This window comes from Burkholderia sp. LK4, assembly GCF_001043615.1.
Lineage (GTDB): Bacteria > Pseudomonadota > Gammaproteobacteria > Burkholderiales > Burkholderiaceae > Burkholderia > Burkholderia cepacia.
The window spans coordinates 1-21,911 of the sequence record NZ_LDUL01000084.1 but is presented as its reverse complement, the minus strand read 5'-3'; the positions used below and the strand labels follow the sequence as shown (position 1 = coordinate 21,911).

19 protein-coding genes are annotated in these 21,911 nt (G+C 68.6%); 13 read left to right on the top strand and 6 right to left on the bottom strand.

Annotated features, from left to right (window positions below; translation table 11 throughout):
* The first annotated feature begins 118 nt into the window (after nucleotides 1-118).
* The 5 genes from ybeY to lnt all read left to right on the top strand — a co-directional run bounded on the left by ybeY (nucleotide 119) and on the right by lnt (nucleotide 4,694).
* Nucleotides 119-895 carry an rRNA maturation RNase YbeY gene (ybeY, locus tag VK92_RS33760; RefSeq protein ID WP_048025976.1) on the top strand — a complete coding sequence of 259 codons (777 nt, stop codon included), beginning with the start codon at nucleotides 119-121 and terminating at the stop codon, nucleotides 893-895.
* Nucleotides 896-907: 12 nt separating this feature from the next.
* Nucleotides 908-1,540: a gamma-glutamylcyclotransferase gene (locus VK92_RS33755; RefSeq protein WP_048025972.1), complete on the top strand. Its 633-nt coding sequence runs from the start codon at nucleotides 908-910 to the stop codon at nucleotides 1,538-1,540.
* 70 nt (nucleotides 1,541-1,610) lie between these two features.
* Nucleotides 1,611-1,760 (top strand): hypothetical protein, encoded by a 150-nt coding sequence (locus VK92_RS42665; protein ID WP_021160151.1) that lies wholly within the window; start codon nucleotides 1,611-1,613, stop codon nucleotides 1,758-1,760.
* 305 nt (nucleotides 1,761-2,065) lie between these two features.
* Nucleotides 2,066-2,953 (top strand): HlyC/CorC family transporter, encoded by an 888-nt coding sequence (locus tag VK92_RS33750; RefSeq protein ID WP_021160150.1) that lies wholly within the window; start codon nucleotides 2,066-2,068, stop codon nucleotides 2,951-2,953.
* A gap of 52 nt (nucleotides 2,954-3,005) precedes the next feature.
* Entirely contained in the window at nucleotides 3,006-4,694 is a 1,689-nt protein-coding gene (gene lnt / locus VK92_RS33745; protein WP_021160149.1) for an apolipoprotein N-acyltransferase, read from the top strand.
* 78 nt (nucleotides 4,695-4,772) lie between these two features.
* Here lnt and VK92_RS33740 read toward each other — a convergent pair whose 3' ends face one another.
* Nucleotides 4,773-6,437: a tetratricopeptide repeat protein gene (locus VK92_RS33740; RefSeq protein ID WP_048025985.1), complete on the bottom strand. Its 1,665-nt coding sequence runs from the start codon at nucleotides 6,435-6,437 to the stop codon at nucleotides 4,773-4,775.
* A 321-nt stretch (nucleotides 6,438-6,758) separates the two neighbouring features.
* Between VK92_RS33740 and glyQ the strand changes: the two genes are divergently transcribed.
* From glyQ to VK92_RS33715, 5 genes are read left to right on the top strand one after another with little or no spacing between them, the layout of a single operon-like run.
* Complete coding sequence (gene glyQ / locus VK92_RS33735; RefSeq protein WP_011885965.1) at nucleotides 6,759-7,763, top strand: glycine--tRNA ligase subunit alpha; 1,005 nt, start codon at nucleotides 6,759-6,761, stop codon at nucleotides 7,761-7,763.
* Nucleotides 7,764-7,785: 22 nt separating this feature from the next.
* Nucleotides 7,786-9,885 carry a glycine--tRNA ligase subunit beta gene (glyS, locus tag VK92_RS33730; protein WP_048025971.1) on the top strand — a complete coding sequence of 700 codons (2,100 nt, stop codon included), beginning with the start codon at nucleotides 7,786-7,788 and terminating at the stop codon, nucleotides 9,883-9,885.
* A gap of 10 nt (nucleotides 9,886-9,895) precedes the next feature.
* Nucleotides 9,896-10,459, top strand: a complete 564-nt coding sequence (gmhB, locus tag VK92_RS33725; RefSeq protein ID WP_042976157.1) for a D-glycero-beta-D-manno-heptose 1,7-bisphosphate 7-phosphatase — start codon at nucleotides 9,896-9,898, stop codon at nucleotides 10,457-10,459.
* 43 nt (nucleotides 10,460-10,502) lie between these two features.
* Nucleotides 10,503-11,267, top strand: coding sequence for a lysophospholipid acyltransferase family protein (locus VK92_RS33720; protein ID WP_021161198.1), 765 nt, complete (start codon nucleotides 10,503-10,505; stop codon nucleotides 11,265-11,267).
* A gap of 46 nt (nucleotides 11,268-11,313) precedes the next feature.
* Nucleotides 11,314-12,201 carry a M48 family metallopeptidase gene (locus VK92_RS33715; RefSeq protein ID WP_027789172.1) on the top strand — a complete coding sequence of 296 codons (888 nt, stop codon included), beginning with the start codon at nucleotides 11,314-11,316 and terminating at the stop codon, nucleotides 12,199-12,201.
* Between the two features lie 105 nt (nucleotides 12,202-12,306).
* Here the strand turns inward: VK92_RS33715 and gloA are convergent, their stop codons facing one another.
* On the bottom strand, nucleotides 12,307-12,696 hold the full coding sequence (gene gloA, locus VK92_RS33710) for a lactoylglutathione lyase (RefSeq protein WP_021161200.1): 390 nt from the start codon (nucleotides 12,694-12,696) through the stop codon (nucleotides 12,307-12,309).
* Nucleotides 12,697-13,033: 337 nt separating this feature from the next.
* Here gloA and VK92_RS33705 point away from each other — a divergent pair, with 337 nt between their 5' ends.
* On the top strand, nucleotides 13,034-13,966 hold the full coding sequence (locus VK92_RS33705) for a DMT family transporter (protein ID WP_042976163.1): 933 nt from the start codon (nucleotides 13,034-13,036) through the stop codon (nucleotides 13,964-13,966).
* 124 nt (nucleotides 13,967-14,090) lie between these two features.
* Here VK92_RS33705 and rsmA read toward each other — a convergent pair whose 3' ends face one another.
* Genes rsmA through VK92_RS33685 form a run of 4 tightly spaced genes read right to left on the bottom strand, consistent with a single transcriptional unit; the run spans nucleotide 14,091 to nucleotide 19,742 of the window.
* Nucleotides 14,091-14,921: a 16S rRNA (adenine(1518)-N(6)/adenine(1519)-N(6))-dimethyltransferase RsmA gene (gene rsmA / locus VK92_RS33700; protein ID WP_027789169.1), complete on the bottom strand. Its 831-nt coding sequence runs from the start codon at nucleotides 14,919-14,921 to the stop codon at nucleotides 14,091-14,093.
* Between the two features lie 49 nt (nucleotides 14,922-14,970).
* Entirely contained in the window at nucleotides 14,971-15,960 is a 990-nt protein-coding gene (gene pdxA, locus VK92_RS33695; protein WP_021161203.1) for a 4-hydroxythreonine-4-phosphate dehydrogenase PdxA, read from the bottom strand.
* Between the two features lie 11 nt (nucleotides 15,961-15,971).
* On the bottom strand, nucleotides 15,972-17,330 hold the full coding sequence (locus VK92_RS33690) for a peptidylprolyl isomerase (protein ID WP_027789167.1): 1,359 nt from the start codon (nucleotides 17,328-17,330) through the stop codon (nucleotides 15,972-15,974).
* A 51-nt stretch (nucleotides 17,331-17,381) separates the two neighbouring features.
* Nucleotides 17,382-19,742 carry an LPS-assembly protein LptD gene (locus tag VK92_RS33685; RefSeq protein WP_048025969.1) on the bottom strand — a complete coding sequence of 787 codons (2,361 nt, stop codon included), beginning with the start codon at nucleotides 19,740-19,742 and terminating at the stop codon, nucleotides 17,382-17,384.
* 223 nt (nucleotides 19,743-19,965) lie between these two features.
* Between VK92_RS33685 and VK92_RS33680 the strand changes: the two genes are divergently transcribed.
* Nucleotides 19,966-21,015: an aminoglycoside phosphotransferase family protein gene (locus VK92_RS33680; protein ID WP_048025968.1), complete on the top strand. Its 1,050-nt coding sequence runs from the start codon at nucleotides 19,966-19,968 to the stop codon at nucleotides 21,013-21,015.
* Nucleotides 21,016-21,046: 31 nt separating this feature from the next.
* Nucleotides 21,047-21,766, top strand: a complete 720-nt coding sequence (gene murU / locus VK92_RS33675) for an N-acetylmuramate alpha-1-phosphate uridylyltransferase MurU (protein ID WP_048025967.1) — start codon at nucleotides 21,047-21,049, stop codon at nucleotides 21,764-21,766.
* Nucleotides 21,767-21,911 lie beyond the last annotated feature (145 nt).

Genomic DNA, 21,911 nt, shown 5'->3' with positions numbered 1-21,911 from the left:
GCCTGACAGCCCGGCCCGGCCCGCCAGACGGCGCGCCGGGCTTTTTTTCGCCTGCGCGAATTCGGGTGCGATCGGCCGTTTGGTGTATCCTCAACGCGTCCCAATCGCCGCACGCGTCATGAAATCCTCCCGTTCCCGCAAGTCCGGGCGCGCCCAGTCCGCCGCGCCCGCCTCCCCCCGCCTTTCGCTGTTCGATGCGAAAGGCAAGGCCCGGACCGTCAACGCACAAGGGCTGCGCATCGACTTCCCTGACGGCCGCAGCCTGATGTTCGACCTGTCGGGCAGTTCCGGGGAAGCCGCCGTCGCAATCGTCGCGCAGCACAACGATCCGGCCATGCGCGCGAAGATCGCGCTGCAGCCCGAGCACTACGACAGCGTGACGCTGCACGTGGGTGCCGAGCCCGCACCGCGCGAGGACGACACCGAAGACGCACTGCGCGAGCCGGAGCTCGACCTGTCCGTGCAGTACGGCGACGAGATCACGAGCGACGTGCGCAAGACGCTGCCCAAGCGCAAGCTGATCGCCGAATGGCTCGAACCGGCGCTGTTCGCCAGCGCGCAGCTCACCGTGCGCTTCGTCGGCGAAGAAGAAGGCCGCACGCTGAACGCCGGCTACCGCCACAAGGACTATCCGACCAACGTGTTGACCTTCGCGTACGACGCGGCGCCCGACGGCACCGTGATCGGCGACCTCGTGCTGTGCTGCCCGGTCGTCGAGAAGGAAGCGCACGACCAGGACAAGCCGCTCACCGCCCATTACGCGCACCTGCTGGTGCACGGCGCGCTGCACGCGCAGGGCTACGACCACGAGACGAGCGACGAGGACGCAGCCGAAATGGAAGCGCTCGAAGTCGACATCCTCGCGAAGCTGGGCTTCCCGAACCCGTACCAGTAAGCCGTCCGCACGATGCGCAACGCCGCGACGCTCTCGCCCGCCTACCCGCCGTCGATCGGCGACGGGCGCCTGCTGACGGAAGACGAACTCGCGGCGTCGCTCGCGCACACGATGCGCGACTGGGACGGCCGGCAGGATCTGTGGCTGTTCGGCTATGGCTCGCTGATCTGGAACCCGGGATTGCCGACCGTCGCAGCCATACGCGGCAAGGTGCACGGCTATCATCGCGGGCTCTACCTGTGGTCGCGCGTGAACCGCGGCACGCCCGAACGCCCGGGCCTCGTGCTCGCGCTCGATCGCGGCGGCTCGTGCTCGGGCATCGCGTTCCGGCTCGCCGGCCCGACCGCGCAACCGCACCTCGAAACGTTGTGGAAACGCGAGATGCCGATGGGTTCGTACCGGCCCGCATGGCTGCCGTGCTCGCTCGAGAACGGCGAGCGCGTGAACGCACTCGCGTTCGTGATGCGCCGCGAAGCGCCGACCTATACCGGCAAGCTGCCCGACCCCGTCGTCAGGGAAGTGTTCAGTTGCGCGGCCGGCCGCTACGGCACGACGCTCGACTACGTCAGCCGCACGGTCGACGCGCTGCGCGCGAGCGGCATCCCCGATCGCGCGCTCGAAGGGCTGCTCGCGCGATGCCGGTGACGCGGCACGGCGCCCGGCTCGCCGCCACGCGCTGCCGCGCCGTGGGCGCATTCTTGCGAGGGCAAGACCGATGAAACCGTCTCGCTGGTCGCGTTGCAGGGTTGCCGCGCTGATCGTCGCCGCGAGCGTCGCGCTGTCCGGCTGCGGAATACTCGGCTGCGGCGGCGCCGCGACCAACGGCGCGGCCGCCGGCGGCTGCTCGGCCGGCATGCGGTTCTGAACCGCGGCCGGGCGAAGTCCGCGTGCGGCAGAATGCCGCCGCTCACCACCCCGGCCGAACGCTTTTCCGCGTCACGGCTCCGCTTCCCGTCCGCACCCGTTTTTTTCGCCGCTGCCCCGCCGCCCTTTTCTGGGATAGGATGGACGCGAGGACGATGTCGCGCCCGGCGCGGCCGTCCGAGAGCGGGGCCCGTACGCGCTGCCCACCCTGGCCGTGCGGCCGGTGTGACACGGTCGCGTCGTGCCCTTGGTGTATCCTTGCCTACTCCGTGACAGCGCGCTCCGGCATGACCCGGGCGCACCACCATGAACGATTCGTATCCCAGTCGTAAGCCAACCGACAAACCGCAAGAAAAGCGCTCGCTGCTCGAGCGCCTGACCGACTTCATCTCGCCCGAGCCAGAATCCCGCGGCGAGCTGCTGGAAATCCTCCAGGACGCCCACGAACGCAACCTGATCGACGCCGATTCGCTGTCGATGATCGAAGGCGTGTTCCAGGTGTCCGACCTGTGCGCGCGCGACATCATGGTGCCGCGCGCACAGATGGACGCGATCAACATCGCCGACAAGCCCGAGGATTTCATCCCGTTCGTCCTCGAAAAGGCGCACTCGCGCTACCCCGTGTACGAGGAGAACCGCGACAACGTCATTGGCGTGCTGCTCGCGAAGGATCTGCTGCGTTTCTATGCCGAAGAGGAATTCGACGTGCGCGGGATGCTGCGCCCGGCCGTGTTCATTCCCGAATCGAAGCGCCTGAACGTGCTGCTGCACGACTTCCGCGTGAACCGCAACCACCTTGCGATCGTCGTCGACGAATACGGCGGCGTCGCGGGCCTGATCACGATCGAGGACGTGCTCGAGCAGATCGTCGGCGACATCGAGGACGAATACGATTTCGACGAGGAAGCCGGCAACATCATCTCGGGGCCCGACGGCCGCTACCGCGTGCGTGCGCTTACCGAGATCGAACAGTTCAACGAGACGTTCGGCACCGATTTCCCGGATGACGAAGTCGATACGATCGGCGGGCTGATCACGCATCATTTCGGCCGCGTCCCGCATCGCGGCGAGAAGCTGCAGCTCGGCAACCTCGTGTTCGAGATCCAGCGCGGCGATGCGCGCCAGGTCCACGTGCTGCTGGTGCGCCGCAATCCGCTCGCGAGCCGTCGCGCCGAAACCTCGCACGAGGACTGACCGTCGCGCGCCAGCCGCGCGTTCCACAACCGCTCGCCCACCTTCGCTTCACATGGACGATCCGATCCTGTCCCGCCCGGCTGGCGGTCTTCTCGCGCCGCCTCCCGGGCGCGCGCTGCCGCGCTGGCACTACCCGGCCGCGCTGCTCGCCGGCGCCGCCAATACGCTCAGCTTCGCGCCGACGCCGCATGGCGGCTGGCTGCAACTCGTCGTATTCGTCTGGTTTTTCGCGCAGCTCACGCGCACCGGGAGCTGGCGCAGCGCCGCGCTCACCGGCGGCGCGTTCGGCTTCGGCAACTTCATCAGCGGCATCTGGTGGCTCTACATCAGCATGCACGTCTACGGCGAGATGGCCGCGCCGCTCGCGGGCGGCGCGCTCGTGCTGTTCTCGCTGTACCTGTCGCTGTACCCGGCGTTCTCCGCCGGGCTGTGGTCGTTCTGCGCAGGCCATGCGTGGCATCGCCGCACGCCCGACCCGCGGCCGTTTTCGCCGACCTGGCACGGCGCATTCGCATTCGCGAGCGCATGGGCACTCGGCGAATGGCTGCGCGGCACCGTCTTCACCGGCTTCCCGTGGCTCGCAAGCGGCTATCCGCAGGTCGACGGCCCGTTCGCGGGCTTCGCGCCGGTCGCCGGGGTGTACGGGATCGCGTGGGTGCTCGCCTTGTTCGCCGCGCTCGTCGTACAGGCGCTCGCCGCCGCCCGGCCGTCGCCGCTCGCCGAACCCCGTGCCGGCAATGCGCGTGTGCGCATCGCCGCGCCGGCCGGCATCGCGGTCGCGCTGATCGCGGCCGGTCTCGGGCTGTCGCAGGTCACGTGGACCGTGCCCGCGAACGCGCCGCTCACCGTGCGGCTGCTGCAGGGCAACGTGAAGCAGGACATCAAGTTCGAGGAAGCGGGCATCGACGCGGCGATCAAGATGTACACGCAGATGATCGTCGAGAAGCCGGCCGACCTGATCGTCACGCCCGAAACCGCGATCGCGGTGATGATCCAGGAATTGCCCGAGCCGTTCGCCGTCGCGATCCGCAAGTTCAGCGACACGACGGGCTCGGCCGTGCTGTTCGGCGCGGTCGGCGCATCGGTGACCGAGGACGGCCACTACGTCGACTATACGAACAGTCTCTACGGCGTGACGCCGAATTCGCGCGACATCTATCACTACGACAAGCACCACCTCGTGCCCTTCGGCGAATTCATCCCGTGGGGTTTCCGGTGGTTCGTCGACCTGATGAAGATGCCGCTCGGCGACTTCGCGCGCGGCGCGCCGGTGCAGAAGCCGTTCCTCGTGCACAACCAGCCGGTGATGGCCGACATCTGCTATGAGGACTTGTTCGGCGAGGAAATCGCCGCGACGATCCGCGACAACCCGCAGCCGCCGGGCGTGCTCGTCAACGTGACGAACCTCGCGTGGTTCGGCGACACGATCGCACTCGACCAGCACCTGCAGATCGCACGGATGCGCTCGCTCGAGACGGGCCGGCCGATGCTGCGCTCGACCAACACCGGGATGACGGCCGCGATCGATGCGCGCGGCCGCGTGCTCGGCCAGCTGAAGCCGTTCACGATCGGCTCGCTCGACGTGCGGATCGAAGGCACGAGCGGCTTCACGCCTTACGTGACGAGCGGCAACAACATCGTGCTCGCGGTGTCGCTGGTGCTGCTCGCGTTCGGCTTCACGTTCGGCCCCGGGCTGCGCCGGCGCAACGGCAGGAACAACGGCGACGCCCCGCCGAAATGATGCGGCACGCCGCCACCGCGCAGCGCGTGGTGGCGGCCGCCGCATGCAGCGGCCGTTGACCGCGAACCGGCCGGCCGCTCAGGCCCGCCGGGCCGACCCCGCCGACCCCGCCGCCTGAACCGGCTGCGCAGACAGGCGCCGCAGGTCGCGGCTCACCGCATCCATCACGGGCTCCCACGCGCCGAACGCCGGCTGCCGGTACAGGGTCGCGGTCGGGTACCACGGACTGTCCGTGCGTTCGAGCAACCACGGCCAGTGCGGATTCACGTCGAGCAGCACCCACGTGCGCGCGCCGAGCGCGCCCGCCAGATGCGCGACCGACGTGCACACGGTGATCACGAGATCCAGCGCGCCGATGAACGCGGCCGTATCGTCGAAGCTCGTCAGTTCCGCCGTGAAGTCCTCGATCGCGAAGCCGGCCGCGCGCGCCGCCGCGACATCCGCCTGCGCACCCGGCTGCAGCGAATGAAACGCGACGCCGTCGATCCCGCGGAATGCGTCGGCATAACGCTCGAGCCCGACGCGCCGGAACGGATTGCGCTGGTGCCCCGCGCTGCCCGTCCACACGAGCCCGACCTTCAGCCGGCTGTCGCCCGCGAGCCGCGCGCGCCACGCGTCGCGCGCGGGCGGATCGGCATGCAGGTACGGCACCGACGACGCGAGCGTCGACGCTTCCATGCCGAGCATCAGCGGCAGGCCGATCAGCGGTATTTCGTAATCGAAGGCGGGCAGCACGTCGACGCCGCCGCCCGCGCTGAACGCATCCGCATGCGCGCCGAGGCTGCGCTGCATCAGCGTGCCCACCTGCGGAAACGTGTTCCATATGAGCCGGCCGCCCTCGCGATGCACGCGCTCGGCGAGCGGCGCGACGAAGCGGCAGAACTGCAGCACGTCGCCGAGCCCCTGCTCGCCCCACACGAGCAGCGTCTTGCCGGCGAGCGGCTCGCCCTGCCAGCGCGGGCCCGGCAACACCGGCCGGCGGCCGCGCAATTCGCCCGCGCCGTCCCAGCGCGCCTCGTGGCCGCGCCAGCCGGCCGCGTGGTTGCCGCGCACGAGCTGGATGATCGCCAGGTTGAAACGGTAGGACGCGTCGTCGGGCGCCAGCTCGCACGCGCGCGCCGCGCAGCGCTCGGCGTCGTCCCAGCGCTGCGCCTCCTTCATCGCCATCGCGACGTTGTTCATCGCGAGCGCGTTGTCGGGCGCAAGTTCCACGAGCCGCGCGGCGCACGCGAGCGCGCCGTCCAGGTCGTGCGTCGCGATCCGCGCGACGACGAGGTTGATCCATGCCTGCACGTCGGACGGATCGGCGCGCACGGCCGCGTCGAGCAGCGCGATCTCCTCCGCGCGGTCGCTGCCCGACAGCCGCAGCGCGATCGCGAGGTTGTTGCGCAGCGACGGCCGCCCGGCATCGAGCGCCAGCGCCGCGCGATACGGCGCCACGGCGTCCGCGTGACGACCGGCCATCTGCAGCGCGTAGCCGAGATTGAAGTACGCGGTCGCGCCCGGCTGCACGCGCGCCGCGCATTCGGCGAGCGCGACCGCATCGGCCGTGCGCTGCCGCGTGACGAGCGCGCCGGTGAGCTGCGCGAGCGCATCGGCGTCGACCGCATGCAGGTGCGCGGCGGCGGCCAGCCACAGATCGTGCGCGGCGGCCTCGCCGCGCGCCTGCGCGTCGGCGGCCTGCCCGAGCAGCGCGAGGAAGGGCGGAAGCAGCGGAATGAGGATGTCGGTCGGTTCGTCCATGCAGTCGGGATCGGCAAGCGGTGGCGCGGCACGCGTCGCGCGCACCGCAATACGCGCATCTTAACGCCCGTGCGAAGCCGTGCGGCACGCGCGTCGCGACCTGCCGCGCGCGGCCGCCCGGCGCGCGCCGGCCATGCCCGCGCAGGCCGCCCGGACGGGGCCGACGGCACGCCCGCCCGCGTTCCGGCCGCATCCGCTCGCCGATCCGGTAAAATTACGCGTTTCAGCACACTAACAAGCCGCGCCGCCGCGCGAGCCGACCCTCCGGGCCCCGCCCGGAGCGCCGCCCGCAACGGAGCGCCAGCGCCACGAAGGCTCTTCATGCTTACGTTTCAGCAAATCATCCTGACGCTGCAGTCCTACTGGGACAAGCAGGGTTGCGCCCTGCTCCAGCCCATCGACATGGAAGTCGGTGCAGGCACGTCGCACGTGCACACGTTCCTGCGCGCGGTCGGCCCCGAGCCGTGGCGCGCCGCGTACGTGCAGCCGTCGCGCCGCCCGAAGGACGGCCGCTACGGCGAGAACCCGAACCGCCTGCAGCACTACTACCAGTACCAGGTCGTGCTCAAGCCGGCACCGGAAAACATCCTCGACCTGTACCTCGGCTCGCTCGAGGCGCTCGGCTTCGACCTGCAGCAGAACGACGTGCGCTTCGTCGAGGACGACTGGGAAAACCCGACGCTCGGCGCGTGGGGCCTCGGCTGGGAAGTGTGGCTGAACGGGATGGAAGTCACGCAGTTCACGTATTTCCAGCAGGTCGGCGGCCTCGACTGCAAGCCGGTGCTCGGCGAGATCACGTACGGCCTCGAGCGCCTCGCGATGTACCTGCAGAAGGTCGAGAACGTGTACGACCTCGTGTGGACCGAGTGGGAAGAGCAAGGCCCGAACGGCCCCGAGCTGCGCCGCCTGTCGTATGGCGACGTCTATCACCAGAACGAGGTCGAGCAGTCGACCTACAACTTCGAGCACGCGAACGTCGACCTGCTGTTCACGTTCTTCAACAGCTACGAAGCGGAAGCGAAGAAGATGATCGACGCGCAGCTCGCGCTGCCCGCGTACGAGCTCGTCCTCAAGGCCGGCCACACGTTCAACCTGCTGGACGCGCGCGGCGCGATCTCGGTCACCGAGCGGGCAGCGTACATCGGCCGCATCCGCGCGCTGTCGCGTCTCGTCGCACAGGCCTACTACGACTCGCGCGAGAAGCTCGGCTTCCCGATGCTCGGCAACCCGCCGGGCGTGCCGGGCCTCACCACCGACGCCCAGGATGCCGCGCAGCCGGCATGGGCGCCGCCGCTCAAGGTCGAACGCAAGATCGATCAGGACTGACGAGACGAGATTTATTCCAGACATGACGCACAATCATCCCGCCCCCCTGCTCGTCGAACTGCTGACCGAAGAGCTGCCGCCGAAGGCCCTCGCGCGCCTCGGCGACGCATTCGCCGAAGGCCTCGCGCAACGCCTCGCGGCACGCGACCTCGTCGACGGCGAACTCGTGTTCGAACGCTACGCCACGCCGCGCCGCCTCGCCGTCGTCGTGCAGAACGTGCGCGCCGTCGCCCCTGAAAAGCAGGTCCGCGAAAAGGTCCTGCCCGTGTCGGTCGCGCTCGACGCCGAAGGCAAGCCGACCGCCCCGCTCGCGAAGAAGCTCGCGGCGCTCGGCCACCCGAACCTGTCGATCGCCGATCTCGAGCGCGCGCAGGACGGCAAGGCCGAAGCGTTCTTCATCAACTATTCGGCAGCCGGCGCGACGCTCGCCGACGGCCTGCAGGCCGCGCTCGACGAAACGCTCGAGAAGCTGCCGATCCCGAAAGTGATGACCTACCAGCGCCCGGACGGCTCCGACGTGAAGTTCGTGCGCCCGGTGCATCGCCTGACGGTGCTGCACGACGACCGCGTCGTGCCCGTCACCGCATTCGGCGTCGATGCCGGCGATACGACGCTCGGCCACCGCTTCCTGTCCGACGGCCTCGTCGCGATCCAGCATGCGCGCGCGTACGCCGACACGCTGCGCGACAAGGGCCGCGTGATCGCCCACTTCGCCGATCGCCGCGAAACGATCCGCACGCAGCTGAACGAACACGCGAACGGCGATACCGTCGTGATGCCCGAGTCGCTGCTCGACGAAGTGACGTCGCTGGTCGAATGGCCGGTCGTCTACCCGTGCCGCTTCGAGGACGAATTCCTGCAGGTTCCGCAGGAATGCCTGATCCTCACGATGCAGACGAACCAGAAGTATTTCGCGCTGACCGACGTCGCCGGCAAGCTGCGCTCGCGCTTCCTGATCGTGTCGAACATCGAGACGAAGACGCCGGGCGAGATCATCGAAGGCAACGAGCGCGTCGTGCGCCCGCGCCTCGCCGACGCGAAGTTCTTCTTCGAGCAGGACAAGAAGAAGCCGCTCGCCGACCGCGTGCCGCAGCTCGCGAACGTCGTGTATCACAACAAGCTCGGTTCGGCGCTCGCGCGCGTCGAGCGACTCGAGGCGCTGGCCGGCGAGATCGCCCCCGCGATCGGCGCCGACGCCGCGCACGCGAAGCGCGCCGCGCGCCTCGCGAAGGCCGACCTGCTGACCGACATGGTCGGCGAGTTCCCGGAACTGCAGGGCACGATGGGCACGTACTACGCGCGCCACGACGGCGAAGCCGACGACGTCGCGCTCGCGTGCGCCGAGCACTACCAGCCGCGTTTCTCCGGCGACGCATTGCCGACCACGCCCGTGTCGACCGCCGTCGCGCTCGCCGACAAGCTCGAGACGATCGTCGGCATCTGGGGGATCGGCCTCGCGCCGACCGGCGAGAAGGATCCGTTCGCGCTGCGCCGCCACGCACTCGGCGTGCTGCGCCTGCTGCTCGAGAAGCAGCTGCCGCTCGATCTCGTGTCGCTGCTGCGCACGGCTCATGCGCGCTTCGAAGGCGTGCCGGGCGTCGCCGAATCGACCGACGCGATCCTCGCGTTCTTCATGGATCGCCTGCGCGGCCTGCTGCGCGAGCGCGGCTATTCGGCCGGCGAAATCGACGCGGTACTGAGCCTGAACCCGACGCGCGTCGACGATCTCGTCGCACGCCTCGACGCGGTGCGCGAATTCACGCGCCTCGCGGAAGCCGAAGCGCTCGCCGCCGCGAACAAGCGGATCTCGAACATCCTGAAGAAGTCGGAAGGCGGTGCGAACGGTGCGGTGCAGCCGACGCTGCTCGTCGAGGCCGCCGAGAAGGCGCTGCACGAACAGCTCGCGGCCGTGACGCCGCACGTGCAGTCGCAGCTCGAGGCGCGTGCGTACACGGGCGCGCTGTCGGCGCTCGCCGCGCTGCGCGCACCGGTCGACACGTTCTTCAACGACGTGATGGTCAACGCGGAAGATCCGGCACTGCGCGCGAACCGTCTCGCGCTGCTGTCCGCGCTGCACCAGCAGATGAATTGCGTCGCCGACATCTCGAAGCTCGCCGCATAAGGGCCGCACGATGCCGACCAGCCCCAACCGAAAGCTCGTCGTCCTCGACCGGGACGGCGTGATCAACGTCGATTCGGATGCGTTCATCAAGACGCCCGACGAATGGATCGCGCTGCCCGGCGCCCTCGAGGCGATTGCCCGGCTCAACCACGCGGGGTATCGCGTGGTCGTCGCGACCAACCAGTCCGGCATCGGTCGCGGGCTGTTCGACATGGCCGCGCTCAACGAGATGCACCTGAAGATGCATCGCGCGGCGGCCGCGGTCGGCGCGCGGATCGACGCGGTGTTCTTCTGCCCGCACACGGCCGAGGATCACTGCGACTGCCGCAAGCCGAAACCCGGGATGATGCAGATGATCGCCGAGCGCTTCGAGATCGATCCCGATCACACGCCGGTGGTCGGCGATTCGCTGCGCGACCTGCAGGCCGGCGTCGCGGTCGGCTGCCAGCCGCACCTCGTGCTCACCGGCAAGGGCAAGAAGACGCTCGCCGCCGGCAACCTGCCGCCCGGCACGAAGGTCCACGACGACCTGCGCGCGTTCGCGCTCGATTTCCTTTCACACGAACACGAGTGATGCGGCCGCCGCGCGCATCCTCCCTAACGCCAGACTTACGCCGATGCGCTTCGTCCGCTCCCTGCTGCTGCTGATCTACTTCGTCGTGTACACGGTGCCGTACGCCACCGCGTGCTTCATCGCCTTTCCGTTCATGCGCGCCGACGCGCGCTACTGGATGGCGGCCGGCTGGTGCAAGTCCACGCTGTGGGTCGTGCGCTGGCTGAACGGCATCCGCTACCGGATCGAGGGCTACGAGAACCTGCCCGACGGCCCGGCCGTGCTGCTGTCGAAGCACCAGTCCGCATGGGAAACGCTCGCGTTTCCCGCGCTGATGCCGAAACCGCTCTGCTACGTGTTCAAGCGCGAGCTGCTGTACGTGCCGTTCTTCGGCTGGGCGCTCGGGCTGCTGCACATGGTCAACATCAACCGCAAGGAAGGCAAGAACGCGTTCACGTCGGTGATCCGCCAGGGCAAGAAGCGCCTGTCGGAAGGCGCATGGATGATCATGTTCCCGGAAGGCACGCGCACGCCGGTCGGCAAGCAGGGCAAGTACAAGACGGGTGGCGCGCGCTTCGCGATCGAAACCGGTGCACCCGTCGTACCGATCGCGCACAATGCAGGCCGGGTGTGGCCGCGCAACTCGTTCACGAAATTCCCGGGTGTCGTCACCGTGTCGATCGGCAAGCCGATCCCCAGCGAGGGGCTGACGCCCGATGCATTGAACTCGCAGGTCGAAGCATGGATCGAAGCGGAAATGCGCCGGATCGATCCGGATTCGTATCGCCAGGCGGGCAACGCCGGCACGCGCGATGCCGCGCGTGTCTGACGCCCCCGGGTGGCAGCCGTTGCGTACGACAAAAAGAAGCGAACTGATGAAACAGCGTCCGCGGCCACGGCCTGCCGTCGTGGCCCTCGATCATCGCCAGATGGATCTGCCGCTCTTCGACGGGCCGGCCGCCGCACCGTCTGCGCCCGCCGCTCCGCCCGCGCCGACCGAAGCGGCCCCCGCTGCGCCCCTCGATCCGGGCCCCGCGCCCGACCGCTCGCGCGTGCGGACGTTCGCACTCGACAGCCGCGTGCTCGAATACCGCCTGAAACGCTCGGCGCGCCGTACGATCGGCTTCACGATCGACGGCAGCGGGCTGTCGATCACCGCGCCGCGCTGGGTCACGCTCGCCGACATCGAAGCCGCGATCGCCGAGAAACAACGCTGGATCTTCGCGAAGCTCGCCGAGTGGAAGACGCGCACCGAGCAGCGCGCGCTGCCGCAGATCGACTGGCGCGACGGCGCGCAGCTGCCCTATCTCGGCAAGACGGTGACGATCGCGCTCGGCGCGGGCGCGGTCGCATTCGACGCCGATGCATTGCGGCTCTCGCTGCCGCTGCCCGTGCAGGCCGACATGCAGCAGATCAAGGATCGCGTGCAGGGCTGGCTGCAGGGCGAAGCCCGGCGGATCTTCGGTGAACGCCTCGCGGTGTACGCGGAGAAGCTCGGCGTCACGTATTCGATGTATGCGCTGTCGTCGGCCGCGACGCGCTGGGGCAGTTGCTCGAGCGACGGCAAGATCCGCCTGAACTGGCGGCTGATCCATTTCCCGATGTCGATCATCGACTACGTCGTCGCGCACGAGCTGTCGCACCTGCGCGAAATGAATCACAGCCCGGCCTTCTGGCAGACCGTCGAGTCGATCTTCCCCGAGTTCCGCGAAGCGCGCCACACGCTCAAGCATCACCCGCCCGAGCTGCTGCCGTCGCTTTGATGCGCACGGCTTCGCCGCCCACGAAAAAGGGCGATGCGGGTCACTCCGCATCGCCCTTTTTTGCCGCCGCGCGCATCACACGCCACGGCCCGGTTCATCCGGCGCTCAGTGCGCCTTTTTCTGAATGAACTCGATCTTGTAGCCGTCCGGATCCTCGACGAACGCGATCACGGTCGTGCCGTGCTTCATCGGGCCCGCTTCGCGCGTGACCTTGCCGCCTTGCGCCTTGATCCTGTCGCAGGCCGCGTACGCGTCGTCGACTTCCAGCGCGAGATGGCCGAAGCCGTTGCCGAGATCGTAGGCCGGCGTATCCCAGTTATGGGTCAGCTCGATCACCGTGCCCGTGCTTTCGTCCTCGTAGCCGACGAATGCGAGCGTGAACTTGCCTTCCGGATAGTCGTCGCGGCGCAGCACCTTCATGCCGAGCAATTCGGTGTAGAACTTGATCGAGCGGTCGAGATCGCCGACTCGCAGCATCGTATGCAGAAATCGCATGTGTTGTACTCCTGTGGGGACTTTCCAGAACCGGGAACTCTACCAGAGTCGGGTGAACTTCGTTGGGGGCGCCTAGCCGGGGCGCCCGGCGGGTAACGCGCCTGCCGGCGCAAGGGCAACGGCGGAACACAACACGACCCTGCTCGCCCGGCCACCGTGCGGATCGGGTAACATCCTTCCACCTCGCACCAAAAGCGGGCATGCGATCCACCGCCCGAACGCGACCACCCACTCCCCCTTACCGCCACACTGCCGTGCGACACCGCCGATTCGAGCGCGCCGGATGCGCCCGCCTCCCGATCCCGCAGCCGCCGCACCGAACCGGCGCGGTTCGCCGATGAGTGCACTCGCTGCCCCCGTGCGCCGCGCGCTCGACATGCGCGCCGTCGGCCTGATGTTGCTGCTGTGCGCGATCTGGGGCTTCCAGCAGGTCGCGATCAAGAGCACGAACGCCGCGATCGCGCCGATGTTCCAGGCCGGGCTGCGCTCGGTGATCGCGGCGGCGCTGCTGTGGGGCTGGGCCCGCTCGCGCGGTACGCCGCTGTTTCAGGCGGACGGCACGTTCGGCGCGGGCCTCGCGGCCGGCGCGCTGTTCGCCGGCGAATTCATCTGCGTGTTCTTCGGGCTGACGCTGACGAGTGCGTCGCACATGGCGATCTTCCTGTACACGGCGCCGTGCTTCACCGCGCTCGGCCTCCACCTGTTCGCACCCGGCGAACGGCTGCAGCGCACGCAGTGGGCCGGCGTCGGCCTGGCATTCGCCGGCATCGCGCTCGCGTTCGCGGACGGCTTCCTGAAACCGCGCGCGCCAGGCGCCTCCGTGCTGGCCGGGCTCGCCGGCGATGCGCTCGGGATCCTCGGCGGCGCGATGTGGGCCGCGACGACCGTCGTCGTGCGCTCGACGGCACTCGCACGGGCGAGCGCAAGCAAGACGCTGTTCTACCAGCTCGCGGTATCGGCGGTCGTGCTGGTCGCGCTGGCCGCACTGTTCGGCCAGGTGTCGTTCGCGCACGTCACGCCGATCGCGGTCGCGAGCCTCGCGTACCAGTCGGTGATCGTCGCGTTCGTCAGCTACCTGTCGTGGTTCTGGCTGCTGACGCGCTACAGCGCGTCACGACTGTCCGTGTTCACGTTCCTGTCGCCGCTGTTCGGCGTTGCGTTCGGCGTGCTGCTGCTCGGCGAATCGGTCGGCTGGCGCTTCATGTCGGCGGCCGCGCTCGTACTGACGGGCATCGCGCTCGTCAACGCGCCGCCGCGCCGACGCGCGTAACGACACCCGGTGGCCGCCCGGCATCGACGAAAACGGCGCGGGGAAAATGAAAAAGGCTGCCCGACTGGGCAGCCTCGTGAACCTCGAGCCGGCGTGCGACGCGCGCATGACGCACGCGCTGCCGTTACTCAGCGGCCTTGCGCACTTTCGCCAGCGCCTGCGCCACGCCGACGTATTCGGCCACGCTCACATCCTCCGCACGGCGCGCGAGATCGAAGCCGAGCGCATCGAAATCGATCGTCTCGCGATAGTCGCCGAGCGTATTGCGCAGCATCTTGCGGCGCTGCGAGAACGCCGCGGTGACGATTTCGCCGAGCAGCCCGGGATCGACATCCGGCAGTTCGTGCGGCTCGTACGGAATCATCCGGACGATCGCCGAATCGACCTTCGGCGGCGGCTGGAACGATTCCGGCGGCACGTCGAGCATCTTTTCCATCACATAGCGGTACTGCAGCATCACCGACAGACGCGAAAACGCCTTCGTGCCCGGCTCCGCGACCATCCGTTCGACGACCTCGTTCTGCAGCATGAAGTGCTGGTCGATGACCGCGTCGGCGAACGTCATCAGATGAAACAGCAGCGGGCTGGAAATGTTGTACGGCAGGTTGCCGACGATCCGCAACGACGGCTTGTCGCCAGGTGCCGCGAGCGAGCGGAAGTCGAACGCGAGCGCATCGCCTGCATGCAGTTCGAGCAGCGCGCCGAAGCGTTGCTGCAGGCGCCCGATCAGGTCGCGGTCGAGCTCGACCGCATGCAGCGGCGACTCGGGCGTCGCGAGGCGTGCGATCAGCGGCTCGGTCAGCGCGCCGAGCCCGGGGCCGATCTCGACCATGCGCTGGCCGCGCGCGGGGCCGATCGTCGCGACGATCGAGTCGATCACGCCGTGATCGACGAGGAAGTTCTGCCCGAAGCGCTTGCGCGCGAAATGGCCTTGGTGCTGTCTGCTGTTCGACATCGACTGAGTAAAACGAAAAATACGACGAATGAGGTAAAGCCGGGCCGCGTCAGGCGGTGCGGCGATGGCGCGCCATCGTGACGGCCGTGTCGAGCGCGGCGATCATGCTGCCCGGATCCGCGCGGCCCGTGCCGGCCAGATCGAGTGCCGTGCCGTGATCGACCGACGTACGGATGATCGGCAGCCCGAGCGTCACGTTGATGCCCTCGCCGAACGTCGCGTACTTCAGCACGGGCAGGCCCTGGTCATGGAACATCGCGAGCACGCAATCGGCATCGGCGAGGTGGCGCGGCTGGAACAGCGTGTCGGCCGGATACGGGCCGCGCGCGTCGATGCCCTGCGCGTTCGCGCGGGCCAGAGCCGGCGAGATCACGTCGATCTCCTCGCGGCCGAGATAACCGTTCTCGCCCGCGTGCGGGTTCAGGCCCGTCACGAGAATGCGCGGCGCGGCCAGACCGAAGTCGCGCCGCAGGTCGCGATCGATGATCGCGAGCGTCTCGACGAGCCCGTCGACCGTCAATGCGGCCGACACGTCCTTCAGCGGCAGATGCGTGGTCGCGAGCGCCACGCGCAGCGGCCGGTGGCCGGTACCGGCCAGCATCATCACGACACGCGGCGTATGCGTGCGCTCCGCCAGGTATTCGGTATGGCCGGTGAACGGCACGCCCGCATCGTTGATCGTGCTCTTCTGCAACGGCGCGGTGACGATCGCGTCGTACCGGCCCGCCAGCGCACCATCGATCGCCGCGTCGAGCAGCCCGAGCACGTAAGGGCCGTTCGCCGCGTCCAGCCTGCCCGCCTGTGCGGGCACGGCGAGCGCGTGATGCGCGACCGACACCGGCCCGCTGCCGGCCAGCGTGGCCCGGTCGGCGCCGACGGCTGCCGCGCGCGCGTCGAGCAGCGCCGCATCGCCGAGCACGGTGAAATGCGCGTCGGGCCAGCGCTGCGCGGCATCACGCAGCGCCTGCACGGTCAGTTCCGGGCCGACCCCCGCGGGTTCGCCGGTCGTGATCGCGATCTGCAGCGCGGGCGTGGTCATCGGAAGCTCGCTCAGTTCGCCGGGCCGACGCCGCCGATCTTGTACTGCACGTACGACGAATCGCGCAGCTCGCGCAGCCAGTCGGCATACGCCTGCTCGGCCTTGCGCTGGCCGATCGCCTGGCGCGCGATATCCATCTGCTGCTGCACCGAACCTTCCGCTTCGCGGCGGCCCAGCACCTGGATCAGGTGATAGCCGTACTCGGTGCGGATCGGCTGGCTGATCTGGCCGTCCTGCAGGTTGTTCATCGCGCGCTCGAATTCCGGCACGGTCTCGCCCGGGCTGATCCAGCCGAGATCGCCGCCCTGCGACGCCGAACCGTCCTGCGAATACGTGCGCGCGAACTTCGCGAAATCGCCGCCGGCTTCGACCTGGTTGCGGATGTCGGCCAGTTGCTGGCGCGCCTGGCCTTCGGACTTGCCTTCGCCCACGCGCAACAGGATGTGGCGCACGTGCGTCTGGACGATCTTCGGTGCCGCGGCCGACGCGCCCTGGCTCTGGCGACGATCGACGAGACGCACGATCTCGAAGCCGTCCGGCACGCGGATCAGCGTCGGGTTGACCTGGCCCGGGCGCAGCTTCGATGCGGCGTCGACGACGTCGGCCGGCAGCGCGCTCGGCGACTTGAAGCCGAGGTCACCGCCCTTCTTCGCGTCGTTCGCTTCCGAATTGTTCTTCGCGAGCTTTTCGAAATCGGCACCCGACTTCGCCTGCTGCAGCAACGCGTCAGCCTTCTTCTGCGCGGCTTCGATGTCGGCCTGCGGCGCGTTGGTCGGTGCCTTGATGAAGATGTGCTGGAAACGCAGGTCCTGCTGCTGCGACGCGTTCGGCCCGCGCTGGCTCGCGATGTAGTTCGCGACCTCGGCGTCCGACACGGTGATCTTGCCGTCGACCTCGCGCTCGCGCAGCTTCGACAGCATCAGTTCGGTGCGCGCATCGCTCGTGAAGATGCTCCAGGGCACGCCTTGCGCCTCGAGACGCGCGCGGTATTGGTCGAGCGTCATGCCGTTCGCCTGCGCGAGGCGCTGCAGCGTGGACTGTACCGTCGCGTCGTCGATGCGAATCCCGTCGTCCTTGGCCTTCTGCACCTGGATACGCTCGAGCACCATCTGGTTCAGCACCTGCGCGCGCAACTGGTCGGTCGGCGGCACGGGGGCGTTCTGCTGCTGCAGCCGGCGCGCGATCAGGCCGGCACGCTGGTCGAGTTCGCGGCCGGTGATCACGTCGTTGTTGACGACCGCGACGACTTCGTCGGCGAGCTGCGCACCTTGCGAACCGAGCGCCTGCGCCGCGGCCGGCGCAGAGGCGAGCAGCGCGGCGGCCGCAGCGAGGCTGGACACGACTGCCGCGAAACGAAGGGTTTTCTTCATTGCCACTGGAACTCCATTGAAATCGTGCTGACCGGTGCAGACAAGCCGGCGTTACTCGTAGTTGCTGAAGCGGGACATCGGCGGCGGCGGCGGCGGCAGCGGCGTGTAGCCCGGCACCCCGGCGCGGAACGCGGACACGAGGCCGTTGTCGATGGTCGACAGGCCCTTGAGCGTGAGCTGCATCATGAAGCGCGTCGACGAATTCTGCTGCCCGGACGAATTGATGCCGTTCGCCGCCCGCTGCACCCCGACCCCGAGCGCCCAGCAATCCGCGTCGTATTGTAAGCCGACCAGACCATCGACCACGCGATCGCCGGCGAGATCGTAGTTGAAGCGGCCGATCGCATACAGGCGGCGCGTGAGCGGCCATTGCGCGGACACCAGGAACTGGTTGATCGGCTGGTTGTCGAGCGTGGGCGTCGCCCGCGTATAGCGGTAGCCGACGTTGATCACCTTGCGCTCGCCCGGGCTGTAACCGAACCCCACGCTCGACTTCGCAAGCTGGTTGTTGTTCTGGTTGTACTGGAACGCCGTTTCCGACATGAAGCCCGAGCCGAGCTTAAACGAAGCGCCGACGATCAGGTCCGAATGGCGCGCCTGCGCGGCCGGCTGGGTGGAATTCAGCGTGACGCGCTGATCGGCGAAGTAGTACTGCTGCGCGATCACGAAGCGCGCGCGCTCGTCGCCCGTACGCGGATCGATGAAGCGAGACGTGAGCCCGGCCGTGATCCGGTTCGCATCGGCGATCCGGTCGTTGCCGACGTACGTGTTCGGCTGGTAGATCTCCGCGAGGCCGAAGTCCGAATCGACGGTGTCGAACAGCGGTGCGTTCGACTGGTTGCGATACGGCGTGTACACGTAGTACAGGCGCGGCTCGAGGGTCTGGATGAAGTCCTGGCCGAACAGGTGCACCGATCGGTCGAAGACGAGGCCCGAGTCGAAGCTCACGGTCGGAATCGACTCGGTGAAGCGCTTCGGGTTGTTCGGCGTGGTCGACGACAGGTAGTTCAGGTCGTACGACGCGAAGTGGTACTGGACCTTCGGCACGACGAAGTAGCCGGGGCCGTACACGCCGTACGCGATGTACGGATTGAAGACGACCCGGTCGCCTTCGGTCGAATCGGCCGTCGTGATGCGGAACCGGGAATAGTCGGCTTCCGCACCGAAGTCGAACCCGCCGACGTTGTACTTCGCGTACTTCACGTTCAACTGCGGCTCACGGCTGTACGGCGCGATCGACTGCGGCAGCGTCTGCCAGTGCTGGTAGCGCGCGAGCACCGACCACGGGCCCTTGTTGTACGTGAGGCCCGCTTCCTGCTGGTACAGCGTCTGCGTCCCGTTGATGAACTGGTTCGACGAACCCAGTTGTTCGGGATACAGATTGTCCGAGACCTTGTTGTAGTAGACGTAGCCGCCGAAACCGCCGCCGAAGTTCTGCTGGTGCTGCCAGTAGATCGCGTAGCGGTTGCGGTGCTCGAGCCGATCATCCGGCAGGTAATTGGCCGTGAACGTGCCCGAATACGACGGCGACAGGTAGCGGAACGTCGCCTCGGTCATCACGCCGCGCCGCGAGATGATGCGCGGCGTGAGCGTCAGGTCGCGGTTCGGCGCGATGTTGAAGTAGTACGGCAGCGTCAGCTCGAAGCCGTTGCTCGAGTTCACCGAGAACGTCGGCGGCAGCAGGCCGCTGCGCCGCTCGCCCGACAGCGGGAACGTCATCCACGGGCTCGCGAAGATCGGCACGCCCTGGAAGAACAGCACGCCGTTGCGCGCGGTGCCTTCGTCGGCGCCCGTGTCGAAGTCGAAGCGGCTGCCCTTGATGTACCACGCGGGGTTCGTCGAGCACTGGCACGCGGTATACGTACCGTTGACGAACACCGAGCGCTCGTTGTCGACCATGTCGACACGCTCCGCGCTGCCCGAGCCGCCCGTCACGTTGAAGTGATACTTCGGCGCCGTCATGAAGCCCTGGTTCGCCTCGATCTTCAGGTGCGCCTCGGGGCCCGCGAACGACGTGCCGGAATTGATCACCCTGACCTGGCCGTACGCATCGGCCATGTCGGTATCCTGATCGTAGTGGATCGCGTCGGCCTTCACGACGGCGTCACCGCGCCGCAGCTCGGCCGAACCCTTCGCGGCGAGATCCTGCTCGGCCGTGCCGCTCGTGTGGTCGGCGATCACGAAGGCGGCCGGCTTCGCGCCCTCCTTCAGCGGGCGATCCTCGAGCTGGGGCGCGAGACGCAGATCCCACGGCGAGTCGAGCGGCTGCGGCTGCGCGGCCGCGCCCGACAGCTGCGCGTACGACACGGCCGGCACGAGGCCGGGCACGGCCAGGAGCGCGAGCGCGAGCCGCCGTTTGCGCGGCACCCCGTCACCGGGGAAAACATTCGGGAATAGCGGTTTGGGCGGCATCTATCGTTTGGCGAATCGCCCCTTGTCAACCGCGCCGTCGCGGCACATTCGCGCACGGCGGGCCGCGCCGTCGCACCGCGACTGCGGCTGAGCGCAAACCGGGGGGGCGATCGGGTGGCGGCGCGACAGGCGGCGGGCCTGCACGGCGGAAAGCTGACGCGGGGTGCGTCAAAAAAGTCGTGGGGTATTATATGGCAAGACGTTCCCCCCTCCTCCGAGTTTCATGACGCCCCCATCCGCCGCATCCCAGCCCGACGCCCGCCTCGAAGCGCTCACCGCGTGGCTGCACCCGCTCGCCGAGCGCTACGCGCTCGACCTGTCGACCCTCGCGCCCGCATCGTCGGACGCCAGTTTCCGCCGCTATTTCCGGATTGCGTCGGCCACGAGCGCCGGCGGCACGCTGATCGCCGTCGACGCGCCGCCGCCCGAGAAGTGCCGCGAGTTCGTCAAGGTCGCGCAGTTGCTCGCCACGGCCGGCGACCACGTGCCGGACGTGCTGGCCCACGATTTCGACGCGGGTTTCATGCTCGTGACCGATCTCGGCCGCAAGCCGTACATCTCGGTGCTCGATCCGGCGGACTCGGCCGCCGCGAAACCGCTGATGCGCGAAGCACTCGACGCGCTGATCCGCTTCCAGCTCACGTCGAAACCCGACGTGCTGCCGCCGTTCGACGAGGCATTCCTGCGCCGCGAGATGGAGCTGATGCCCGAATGGTTCGTCGGCCGCCACCTCGGCAAGCCCGTCACCGACGCGATGCGTGGCACGCTCGACCGCACCTTCGCGCTGCTGGTCGCGAGCGCCCACGCGCAGCCGCAGGGTTTCATGCTGCGCGACTTCATGCCGCGCAACCTGATGGTGTGCGAGCCGAACCCGGGCATCCTCGACTTCCAGGACGCCGTCTACGGGCCGCTGACGTACGACGTCGTGTCGCTGCTGCGCGACGCCTTCATCAGCTGGGACGAGGAGTTCGAGCTCGACTGCTTCGCGTACTACTGGGAAAAAGCGAAAAAGGCCGGGCTGCCGGTCGATCCCGATTTCGGCGAGTTCTACCGCCAGCTCGAATGGATGGGGCTGCAGCGCCACATCAAGGTGCTCGGCCTGTTCGCGCGCATCAACTACCGCGACGGCAAGCCCCATTACCTGAACGACCTGCCGCGCTTCATCGCGTATGCGCGCAAGGTCGCGCTGCGCTACCGCCCGCTCGTGCCGTTCGCGAAGCTGCTCGACGAGCTCGAGGGCAACGCGCCGGCCGACGTGGGCTATACGTTCTGATCGTTCCGACTCTCCTGACACCCGGCCGAACATGAGCACCACCCTGACGACGGCGATGATCTTCGCCGCCGGGCGCGGCGAACGGATGCGCCCGCTCACCGACACCCGCCCGAAGCCGCTCCTCGAAGCAGGCGGCAAGCCGCTGATCGTGTGGCAGATCGAAGCGCTCGCACGCGCGGGTATCGAGACGATCGTGATCAACCACGCGTGGCTCGGCGAACAGATCGAGGCCGCGCTCGGCGACGGGTCGCGCTGGGGCGTGCGGCTCGCGTACTCGGCCGAAGGCGAGGCACTGGAAACCGCGGGCGGCATCGCGCAGGCGTTGCCGCTGCTCGAGCGCGACGGACAACCGGCCGTGTTCGCGGCGGTCAGCGGCGACGTGTACTGCGCCTTCGACTACCGGACGCTCGCGCCGCGCGCCGCCAGGATGGCCGCGCTCGACGCGCCGGCGATGCACCTCGTGATGGTGCCGAACCCGCCGTTCCACCCGGCCGGCGACTTCGCGCTCGGCGACGACGGCCGCCTGGCGCTCGACGGCGCCGCGCGCTTCACGTTCGGCAACATCGGCCTGTACGACACACGGATGTTCCGCGATCTCGCGCCCGGCACGCGGCGCGCGCTGACGCCGTACTATCGCGCGGCGATCGAAGCCGGCCGCGCGAGCGGCGAACTGTACGAAGGGTTGTGGGAGAACGTCGGCACGCCCGCGCAGCTCGGCGAGCTCGACGCGCGGCTGCGCGCCGCGGGCTGATCGTTTCGCGGCTGGGTGGCTGGGTGGCTGGGTGGCTGGGTGGCTGAGCGGCTGAGCGGCTGAGCGGCTGAGCGGCTGAGCGGCTGAGCGGCGGTTCGGCGGTTCGGCGGTTCGGCGGTTCGGCGGTTCGGCGGTTCGGCGGTTC